Consider the following 6,846-nt stretch of genomic DNA (forward strand, 5'->3'; position numbering starts at 1 on the left):
GGCTGTAAGGCTCGGGCAGCCCGGGGCTCGCGGAACCCGAGGAGTACTCGTCCGGCGGGTGAGCCCCGACCAGGGACGCGGGGGCAACAGACCAACGCTCGCCCCGTCGGGCGCATGGGCTTCCGCCCCCCTTGTCTGATGGCCCGACAGCCCTCACCATGACCGCACTCGGGATAAATGACGAACCGTCAGATGGGGAGTCCGGGCATGGTGCAGGTTCTGCCGCAAGGGCGGCTCGCGTACGGGATGCAGCTTCCGGTGCAGTCGCAGAGCGCGATCTACGCGGAGGCGTGGGAGGCCGGGGCCGGGCCCGCGGACCTGGTGGCGGTGGCGCGGGCGGCCGACCGGGCCGGGTTCGCGTATGTGGCGTGCTGCGAGCATGTGGCGATTCCGCGGCGGCTGGCCGGGGCGATGGGGACGACGTGGTACGACCCGGTGGCCACGCTGGCGTATCTGGCGGCTGCCACCGAGAGGGTGCGGCTGCTGAGTCATGTCGCCGTGGTCGGGCTCCGGCATCCGCTGATCAGCGCGAAGCAGTACGCGACGCTGGACCGGCTGTCGGGCGGGCGGCTGATCCTGGGGGTCGGCGCCGGGCATGTGCGGGAGGAGTTCGAGGCGCTGGGGGTGCCGTTCGCGCGGCGCGGGGCGGTGCTCGACGAGGCGATCGACGCGTTGAAGGCGGCGCTGGGGGAGGAGGAGTTCCCCGAGTTCAAGGGGGAGCGGTTCGCGTTCGAGGGGCTGGGGCAGGCGCCCCGGCCGGTGCAGAACCCGCGTCCGCCGGTCTGGGTGGGCGGCTCGTCCCCCGCGGCCGTACGGCGGGCCGCGGTGCGCGGGGACGGGTGGCTGCCGCAGGGGGATCGGCGGGGGCAACTGCCGGAGCAGATAGGGAAACTGCTGCGGTGGCGGGAGGAGGCGGGGGTGCGGGAGCCGGTGGAGATCGGTGCGATCGCGGAGCCCGTGTATGTGGGGGAGCCGGGGTGGGATGTCGGGCGGTGGACGCTGACCGGGGCCCCGGAGCGGATCGCGGAGTCGCTGCGGGAGTACGGCGCGATGGGGGTGCGGCAGATCCAGGTGCGGTTCCGGAGCCGCAGCCGGGCGGAACTCGTCGCGCAGATGGCGGCGTTCGGGGCGGAGGTCGCCCCGTTGCTGAACGACTGAGCGAATGGGGGGAACGGCTGAGCGGCTGAGCGAATCGGCGGGGGCACGGCTGGGGGCAGGGGAGCGGGCGCGGGCGGCGTGCGCCGTGCGGGGCGGCGGCGCCGGGAGTGGCATACGGGCGGATGACGCACACACGACGCACACGAGGAGTGCAGGCATGGGCAAGCTCGACGACCGGGTCATCGTCATCACGGGTGCGGCGCGCGGACAGGGGGAGCAGGAGGCGCGGCTCTTCGTGGCGGAAGGGGCGCGGGTGGTGATCGGTGATGTGCTGGACGGGCCGGGGGAGGCGTTGGCCGAGGAACTGGGGGAGGGGCGGGCCCGGTTCGTGCACCTGGATGTGGCGCGGGAGGACGACTGGGCGGGTGTGGTGGAGGCCGCGAAGGGGGCGTTCGGGAAGATCGACGGGCTGGTCAACAACGCCGGGATCCTGCGGTTCAACGAGTTGGTGAACACGCCGCTGGAGGAGTTTCAGGAGGTGGTGTCCGTCAACCAGGTGGGGTGCTTCCTGGGGATACGGACGGTGGCGCCGGAGATCGCGGCGGCCGGCGGCGGGACGATCGTCAACACCGCCTCGTACACGGGGCTCACGGGGATGGCGTTCGTCGGCGCGTACGCCGCCACCAAGCACGCGGTGGTGGGGCTGACCCGGGTCGCGGCGCTGGAGCTGGCGGGCAGGAGGATCCGGGTCAACGCGGTGTGCCCGGGGGCGGTGGACACGCCGATGACGAATCCGGCGGCGCTGGATCCGGACGCGGATCCGGCGGAGTCCGCGCGCGCCGTCGACGAGCTGTACCGGAAGCTGGTGCCCCTGGGGCGGATCGGGCGGCCGGAGGAGGTGGCGCGGCTGGCGCTCTTCCTGTCGGCGGACGACTCGTCGTACATCACGGGGCAGCCGTTCGTGATCGACGGGGGGTGGCTGGCGGGGGTCGGCCTGTTCTGAGGGGCGATCGGCCGTTCGGGGCGCCGGGGCGGGCCGAGCGGGGCGACCTGATGGTACGTCAGTTGTGGCGGTTGCGGGTATTGACGGGTTCCGGCCCCGATGGAACAGTCGGGCCATCGAATCTGACGGTACGTCAGAAGACGGTAAGGGACGGTGAACCCCCTTGGAATTCGGGCTCTTTGTGCAGGGCTATGTGCCCGCCGCGCGAGCGAAGGCCGAGCCGCAGGCCGAGCACCACGCGCTGATGGAGGAGACCGAGTACGTCATCCAGGCGGACGCATCGGGCTTCAAGTACGCCTGGGCCTCCGAGCACCACTTCCTGGAGGAGTACTCGCACCTCTCCGCCAACGACGTCTACCTCGGCTATCTCGCCCACGCCACCGAACGCATCCACCTCGGCTCCGGCATCTTCAACCCGCTCGCGCCGGTCAACCACCCGGTGAAGGTCGCGGAGAAGGTCGCGATGCTCGACCACCTCTCCTGTGGGCGCTTCGAGTTCGGCTCGGGGCGCGGCGCCGGCAGCCACGAGATCCTCGGGTTCCTGCCGGGGGTGACCGACATGAACCACACCAAGGAGATCTGGGAAGAGACCATCGCGGAGTTCCCCAAGATGTGGCTCCAGGACGAGTACGTGGGGTTCAAGGGCAAGCACTGGGAGCTGCCGCCGCGCAAGATCCTGCCCAAGCCGTACGGGAAGTCCCACCCGGCCATGTGGTACGCGGCCGGGTCGCCGTCCTCGTACGCGATGGCTGGCAAGAAGGGGCTCGGGGTCCTGGGCTTCAGCGTGCAGAAGGTCGCCGACATGGAGTGGGTCGTCGAGTCGTACAAGAACGCGGTCAAGGACGCCGAGCCGGTCGGGGACTTCGTCAACGACAACGTGATGGTGACCTCGACGGCGATCTGTGCCGAGACGCACCGGAAGGCGGTGGAGATCGCCGTCGGCGGCGGGCTCAACTACCTCCAGTCGCTGCTCTTCCGCTACCACGACACCTTCCCGCGGCCGGAGGGCGTGCCCGAGTGGCCCGAGCTGCTGCCCGAATACACCGAGGAGATCATCGAGCTGCTGATCGCGGAGGAGCTGATGATCTGCGGCGACCCGGACGAGGTGCTGCGGCAGTGCAAGCGCTGGGAGCAGGCGGGCGCCGACCAGCTCTCCTTCGGGCTGCCGATCGGGGTGAGCCGCGAGGACACGCTCACCACCATCAAGCTGATCGGGGAGCACGTCATTCCGAAGATCGATACGGATCCGGTGCACCGCACGACGCGGTTCCGGCAGGCGGCGGGCGACTGACCGGCCGCCGACACAGCCATCACCGCCACCCGTTCCTCTCACCGGCCCCTCCCACTCGTCCCTCCGATCTGTTCCCGCACCGGACCCACCCACCCGCCCCGCACCGGAAAGGACGCAACCCCCATGCTCGACCACCTCATCAAGGCCGCGACCGTCGTGGACGGCACGGGCGCGCCGGCCTTCACGGCCGACGTCGGCATACGGGACGGGCGGATCGCGGTGATCGCCCGGCCGGGGACCGTCACCGAGGAGGCCCGGACGAGCGAGGACGCCCGCGGGCTCGTCCTCGCGCCCGGGTTCGTCGACCCGCACACGCACTACGACGCCCAGCTGTTCTGGGACCCGTACGCCACCCCGTCCCTCAACCACGGCGTGACCACCGTCGCCGGCGGCAACTGCGGCTTCACCCTCGCCCCGCTGCACCCCGACCGGCCCGAGGACGCCGACTACACCCGGCAGATGATGAGCAGGGTCGAGGGGATGTCCCTGGTCGCGCTGGAGGAGGGCGCGCCGTGGAACTGGCACACGTTCGGGGAGTACCTGGACGCGCTGGAGGGGCGGATCGCGGTCAACGCCGGCTTCATGGTCGGGCACTGCGCGCTGCGGCGGCACGTGATGGGCGCGGACGCGATCGGCGGGCAGCCGACGCCCGCCCAACTGGACGAGATGCTGCGGCTGTTCCACGACGCGATGGACGCCGGGGCGTGGGGGCTGTCGACGACACAGTCCTCCACCCACTCCGACGGCGACGGGAAACCGGTCGCCTCCCGGCACGCCGGCCCCGGCGAACTGCTCGCGCTCTCCCGGGCGGTGGCCGACCACGAGGGCACCCAACTGGAGGCGATCGTCGCCGGCTGCCTCGACCGGTTCGACGACGCCGAGATCGATCTGCTGGTGGAGATGTCGGCGGCGGCCGGCCGCCCCCTCAACTGGAACGTGCTCACCATCGACGCCGCCGTACCGGAACGGGTGCCGCGGCAGCTGGTCGCCAGCGAGCGGGCCCGCAAGGCCGGCGGCCGGATCGTCGCCCTGACCATGCCGATCCTCACCCCCATGAACATGTCCCTGGGCACCTTCTGCGCGCTGAACCTCATACCGGGCTGGGGCGATGTCCTCGGCCTGCCGGTGCCCGAGCGGATCGCCAGGCTGCGCGACGCCGGCGTACGGGCGGAGCTGCTGCGACGCGGGAACAGCGAGGAGGCCGGGGTCTTCCGGCGACTGACGAACTTCGAGCGCTATGTCATCGGCGACACCTACTCGGCGGCCAACGAGGGGCTGACCGGCCGGGTGGTGCGGGACATCGCCGCCGAGCGCGGCCAGGAACCCTTCCACTGCCTGGTGGAGATCTGCGCCAACGACGGCCTGCGCACGGTGCTCTGGCCGATGCCGACCGACAACGACCCGGACAGCTGGGCGCTGCGCCAGGAGACCTGGCAGCACGAGGATGTGCTGCTGGGCGGCTCGGACGCCGGCGCGCACCTGGACCGGATGTGCGGTGCGCCCTACACCACCCGCTTCCTCGGCGACTGCCTGCGCGGGCGGAAGCTCGTCGGGCTGGAGCGGGCCGTGCAGATGCTCACCGACGATCCGGCCCGGCTGTTCGGGCTCCGCGAGCGCGGGCGGATCGCCGAGGGCCACCACGCCGACCTGGTGCTCTTCGACCCGGAGCGGATCGACGCGGGCGCCGCGACGCTGGTGCACGACCTGCCCGGCGACAGCCCGCGCCTGGACTCGAAGGCGATCGGGATCGTGAGCGTACGGGTCAACGGGGTCGAGACGATCCGGGACGACGTGGTGACCGGCGCGGTGCCGGGGACCGTGCTGCGGTCGGGGCGGGACACGCGGACGGTGAGCACCAGGTGAGTACGGGGGAGCGCCAGGCGGGAACGGGAGGACGCGCGGGCGGCGGCTCGGGAGGGGCGGCCGGCGGCTGGGGCGGAGCGGCCGGCGACGTCGGGCGGCTGTTCGACGAAGGGCAGCGCGGGCGGCGGCTGTTCGTCGAAGGGCAGCGGCTGTTCATCGGCGGGGAGTGGGTGGCGCCGGACGCCGGGCACTACGACGTGGTCGACCCGGCGACCGAGGAGGTCGTCGGGCACGCCCCGGAGGCGAGCCGGGCGCAGGTGGAGGCGGCGGTGGGCGCGGCCCGGGACGCCTTCGACGGCTGGTCGCGGACCGCGCCCGCGGAGCGCGCGGCCGTACTGGAGCGGGCCGCGCGGGTGATGCGCCGCGAGTTCGCCGGGTACGCGGCGCTGGCGCAGGCGGAGAGCGGCGCGACGACCAAGACCGCGCGCGCCATGCAGGTCGGGGTGTCCGTGGCCCGCTTCGAGCGCTATGCGCGCGGGGCCCTGGAGCCGGCGGAGACCGCGCTGCCGCCGCAGGTCAACGAGGCCGGGCCGATGGGCCGGGCGGGCGTCTTCGGGGCGGTCGCGGTGCGCCGGCCGGTGGGCGTGGTCACCTGCATCACCTCGTACAACAACCCCTGGGCGAATCCGGCGGGCAAGGTCGCGCCGGCACTGGCGACGGGCAATACGGTCGTGGTCAAGCCCGCTCCGCAGGACCCGCTGTCGGTGTACCGGATGGCGGAGGCGCTGGCGGAGGCCGGGGTGCCGCCGGGGGTGGTCAATGTCGTCAGCGGGGCGCGGCCGGAGGTCGGCGAGGCGGCGGTGGCGGCGGACGGCGTGGACATGGTCAGCTTCACCGGCTCCACCGCGGTCGGGGTGAAGATCGCCGAGGAGTGCGGTCGCGGGATGAAGCGGCAGCTGATGGAGCTGGGCGGCAAGGGCGCGGCGCTGGTCTTCGACGACGCCGACCTGGCCTCGGCGGTGTCCGGCATCGGCACCACCTTCTCCTTCTACAGCGGGCAGATCTGCACCGCACCGACCCGGGTACTGGCCCAACGAGGGATCTACGAGCCCCTGGTGGCCGGGCTGGCCGACTACGCGGAGCGGCTGACGGTCGGCGACCCGCGGGATCCGGCCACGGTCGTCGGCCCGGTGATCTCCGCCGCGCACCGGGACCGCATCGAGGCGTACGCCGAACTCGCGGTGAAGGAGGGCGCCCGGCTGGTCACCGGGGGCGAGCGGCCGGCCAGGGAGCGCGGCTTCTATGTGGCGCCGACGCTCTTCGCGGACTGCACCAACGAGATGCGGGCGGTCCGCGAGGAGATCTTCGGGCCGGTCGTGGTGGTCGTCCCCTTCGACGACGAGGAGGAGGGCATCGCGCTGGCCAACGACAGCGACTACGGGCTGCTGGACTACGTCTGGTCCGGCGATGTGGCGCGCGCCTTCCGGGTGGCCGGACGGCTGCGGGCAGGCGGGGTCGGCATCAACACGGTCGGCCGGAACATGGAGGCGCCGTTCGGCGGCTTCAAGCGCAGCGGGGTCGGGCGCGATGTGGGCTCGTACGCGCTGCATGCGTACAGCGAGCTTCAGTCGATCGTGTGGCCGGGGTCCTC

General features: G+C 72.4%; 5 protein-coding genes. All 5 read left to right on the forward strand.

Annotated features, from left to right (window positions below):
* The first annotated feature begins 207 nt into the window (after positions 1 to 207).
* Positions 208 to 1,158 carry a TIGR03619 family F420-dependent LLM class oxidoreductase gene (locus tag IEZ17_RS30680; protein ID WP_189305835.1) on the forward strand — a complete coding sequence of 317 codons (951 nt, stop codon included), beginning with the start codon at positions 208 to 210 and terminating at the stop codon, positions 1,156 to 1,158.
* Positions 1,159 to 1,315: 157 nt separating this feature from the next.
* Entirely contained in the window at positions 1,316 to 2,101 is a 786-nt protein-coding gene (locus IEZ17_RS30685; protein WP_189305837.1) for an SDR family NAD(P)-dependent oxidoreductase, read from the forward strand.
* Positions 2,102 to 2,264: 163 nt separating this feature from the next.
* Positions 2,265 to 3,392 carry an LLM class flavin-dependent oxidoreductase gene (locus IEZ17_RS30690; RefSeq protein WP_189305839.1) on the forward strand — a complete coding sequence of 376 codons (1,128 nt, stop codon included), beginning with the start codon at positions 2,265 to 2,267 and terminating at the stop codon, positions 3,390 to 3,392.
* A 123-nt stretch (positions 3,393 to 3,515) separates the two neighbouring features.
* Entirely contained in the window at positions 3,516 to 5,255 is a 1,740-nt protein-coding gene (locus tag IEZ17_RS30695) for an N-acyl-D-amino-acid deacylase family protein (protein WP_189305841.1), read from the forward strand.
* 98 nt (positions 5,256 to 5,353) lie between these two features.
* The coding region (locus IEZ17_RS30700; protein ID WP_229852815.1) for an aldehyde dehydrogenase family protein at positions 5,354 to 6,846 on the forward strand (1,493 nt) is incomplete at its 3' end.

This window comes from Streptomyces albospinus (genome assembly GCF_014648695.1).
In the GTDB taxonomy this organism is placed as follows: domain Bacteria; phylum Actinomycetota; class Actinomycetes; order Streptomycetales; family Streptomycetaceae; genus Streptomyces; species Streptomyces albospinus.

Excerpts from the sequence above, each read along its gene's own strand:
- IEZ17_RS30680 (WP_189305835.1), top strand. The coding sequence starts at position 208 with ATGGTGCAGGTTCTGCCGCAAGGGCGGCTCGCGTACGGGATGCAGCTT.
- IEZ17_RS30685 (WP_189305837.1), top strand. The coding sequence starts at position 1,316 with ATGGGCAAGCTCGACGACCGGGTCATCGTCATCACGGGTGCGGCGCGC.
- IEZ17_RS30695 (WP_189305841.1), top strand. The coding sequence starts at position 3,516 with ATGCTCGACCACCTCATCAAGGCCGCGACCGTCGTGGACGGCACGGGC.